This window comes from Gemmatimonadota bacterium, from assembly GCA_009838845.1.
Lineage (GTDB): Bacteria > Latescibacterota > UBA2968 > UBA2968 > UBA2968 > VXRD01.
On sequence record VXRD01000134.1, the window covers coordinates 1 to 3,421 of the forward strand.

Annotated in this window: 2 protein-coding genes; both read left to right on the forward strand. The window is 46.1% G+C overall.

Annotation, left to right across the window (positions count from 1 at the left end; translation table 11 throughout):
- Window positions 1-593: 593 nt before the first annotated feature.
- Window positions 594-2,018, forward strand: coding sequence for an SPASM domain-containing protein (locus F4Y39_18735; GenBank protein MYC15766.1), 1,425 nt, complete (start codon window positions 594-596; stop codon window positions 2,016-2,018).
- 294 nt (window positions 2,019-2,312) lie between these two features.
- Window positions 2,313-3,314, forward strand: a complete 1,002-nt coding sequence (locus F4Y39_18740; GenBank protein MYC15767.1) for a DUF354 domain-containing protein — start codon at window positions 2,313-2,315, stop codon at window positions 3,312-3,314.
- Window positions 3,315-3,421 lie beyond the last annotated feature (107 nt).

A 3,421-nucleotide genomic window follows, 5' to 3' on the forward strand; every position in this document is an offset into this window, starting at 1 on the left:
TTCAATCACTTGAGCACATTCAAGTGCTTTTTTTTGTGTTGCGACGATTTTTGGCACGGATCTTGCACTATAAAAAGGGCAAACCGTTATGGCGCAGGTTTTTTCCATTCAAGGAGGATAACATGGCGGCGCAACACAAGTTGAATCTGATCAATGGAACGATAGATGCAGAGGGTGGTATTTGTATGTATCGGGCGACGAACAGTTTTGAAATTGGTTGTAAACCCGGTTGGCCATCTGTTCCTCCCCTTCCCTTTCCCGATGATGATGACGATTGGGATGATTTTTAGTGAGGTGACTTATGTCTGTCCAGACACTTATAAAAAAACGTGATCTTATGGCCTATCTATCCCTGCTCTATGCCATTTGGGGTAATGAAGTTCGATCTGAAGCCTTACGCACGATGATGCATAGAATGAGCCAGAGTATAGAACAGCAATCACAGAAAACTATTGTGTAAATACGACTCTGCAAAACCTTGTCCCCGGACCACATCACACAATTTTTGCGCGTTAATCGCATATCTTTGGGTTGCCAGTACAGGGTTTTGCAGAGTTCTTTGTCGTCTTTCATTTTATTGAGAGGGACTTACCATGATGTGTATCCACAAATGCGACATGCATCTTTTTCAAACTGACAAACAGCCTGTTGTCTATCAGGTTGAGACCGGTCTGTTTTATGAATTGGATACACTTTTCCAGGCGATTTTAGCGTGTTGTGAGGGGTTGTCTGTTTCGCAGGTTGTGCAGGTGCTGTCCGATCAATACGAGGCAGAGGAAATTGTCGAGGCGATTGAGGAGTTGGCACAGGTGGGTTTGATTTCGGATGGTGCTCTACCTGTGGTGTCCCATGTGCCGACAGCAGAAGGAGTGGCAGCCTGTGGCGTATCGCAGACAGATCGTTTGCAGGTGTCCTTGCACGTTTCCCATACGTGCAATATTCAATGTGCTTATTGTTTTGCCCACGGTGGAGATTACGGTGGTAAGGCCATGCTGATGCAACCGGACGTTGCCGAGCAAGCCATACGCTGGATTGTCACCGAAGCTCAGGCGTTCGGGCGGTGCCAGATTGATTTTTTTGGCGGGGAGCCGCTTCTGAATTTTCCATTGATGCAGGAGCTTGTCCCATTTGCCAAGTCCTTGGGCGCGCGATTGGGTGTGCAGGTTGGGTTTGGCATTGTGACCAATGGCACGTTGTTGACCGACGAGATGAAGCAGTTTTTGGTTGATGAAAAGTTTCAGATCAAGGTCAGCCTGGATGGTGGGCGTAAAACACAGGATCGCATTCGCAAGTTTCACAATGGTTCTGGGACTTATGATGTTGTGGCAAAGAATGTACAGAAATTGACTGCTGAGGCACCTGAGCGCGTGTATTTGCAGGCTGTTATGACAGCGTATGACCTGGACGAGGATCAGATTGCCGATGCGTTGCGTTCATTGGGTACTGAAAACGCGCTCATCGGTCCGGCGGTTGTTTCACCAGATGCGCCTTATGCGATTCGGGAAGAACACATACCCGTTTTGAAACAGCAAATTTACAGGCGAAGCCGACGTGCGCTCAAAGCTATTCTAAATGGTGAAGAGTGTGAAGAGTTTGATCCGAGGATTCAAAAATTGTTGACGCGCCAGAAATCCTGTCACGGGTGTCTGGGTGGTAAGCAGTATCTGGCGATTGCAGCAGATGGGTCGATTTATTTTTGTTCGAGTTTGGCCGATGCGCCCGAGTTTAAGATGGGTGATGTGTTTGCGGGTATTGATCGGGAAAAACAGCAGTATTTTGACGCGCAGTTCAATGTGAATAATCGTCCTGAGTGCAAGACGTGCTGGGCGCGCAATCTGTGTGGTGGTGGATGTCTTTGGGAGGCGCGGACGACGACGGGTGATCCGATGTATCCAAATCCTGTTGCTTGTGAACAGACGCGCTATCGCTATGAACTGGCGATGGAGATGTGTATGGAGATTGCAGAAGCCGATGCGTCTTTGTTGCAGCGGCGTTATGATCTGGAAGTAGCTTCATAAATCAAAAGGGAAAAAGAAAGATGGCCTGTAGAATTGGCTTGACGATAGATCCCGACAGTCGGAGGCGATATTGGCGATCCAGGTATCGTTCCTTCAGAAACTGGAGGACTGTAGGGCATTATACTTCTAAGAGACAAGCCCAGCAAGCAGTGACTCGACTCGCTAAAATTTGGGGTTGCGAAGCTCCCCCTAATGGGGTAGGACCAGAACAGGCCTCCTGGTATGTGTACGTATTTGCACATGACGGCTATTAAATCAATAGAACTTGGACAGAGATCACTCGGCTAATTAGGGATGCTACCTTTGAAGATTCTCTTTGACATCCTCCACGTCGCACATCTTAATTTTTTTAATTCAGCCATCAAATCGTTGAAGGCGAGACACGATGTGTCGGCTGTTGTCAGGCAAAGAGGTAACCTTGTTGCCATAGCGGAGTCAGACCTTCCTTGTTCCTTTCGCGTAATGGGTACTCATAGAACTGGTGTTAGAAAGATGGTTGGAGTATGGGAAAGAGTCGTTGATCTCAAGAAGATAGTATGCGAAATGGAGACAGATGTTCTGGCGAGCTGTGGATTCTATTCGGGCATAGTTTCGCGATTTTGTCGCGTGCGGTCTGTGATTTTTTATGACGACTTCGAATACAAGCTAAATTTTTGGCCGTGTCTTTTATTCGCTCATCAACTTGTCTTACCTGAAGCACTCGGAGTGGCAGGCAGAAACATCATTCAATACAACGGGTTCAAAGAGTTGGCTTACTTGAACCGATTTGTCCCACAACCGAAGATTTTAGATGAGTATGGCGTTCAGCTGGGAGAGTATGTTTTTGTCAGGTATGTTGCACCTATCAGTATGAACTATCGACGTCTGGGTCAGGAAGAAGTTACGCAAGCGACTAATGCGATTTTAAATACTGGAATGATCATCATAGCCTCCCTTGAACGGGGAATAAATCTTGAGTTTGAACACCCCAATTTCCGAAAGGTTGTTGAACCTTGTTCCAGTATCCATTCCCTGATTTACTATTCAGCCCTGGTGGTAACGACCGGAGATACTGTTGCAAGGGAAGGAGCTCTCTTAGGGGTACCTACTATCTATCTGGGAAGAAGGGAAATGCGCATAAACCGAGAATTAGTCGAGAGTGGACAATTAATAATCCCTGATCCTGGTAAGATGACTAAAGAAATATTGGCAAATCTTAGCAATAGAGTTCCGCGAGTCAAACCTGAAAATAAAAAGTGGGACGACACAACGGAGGTCATAGTCTCTTGTATTGAACAACAGAAATTCACCAAGTAGTTCTGTCCGATATCAGATGATATTGGATTGCCCCGTAAATGGTAATTCAATCTGGTAAATATAGATTTGATGTTATTAAAAATATTGGAAATCAATCAGGATTAGGG

Excerpts from the sequence above, each read along its gene's own strand:
- F4Y39_18740 (MYC15767.1), top strand. The coding sequence starts at position 2,313 with ATGCTACCTTTGAAGATTCTCTTTGACATCCTCCACGTCGCACATCTT.
- F4Y39_18735 (MYC15766.1), top strand. The coding sequence starts at position 594 with ATGATGTGTATCCACAAATGCGACATGCATCTTTTTCAAACTGACAAA.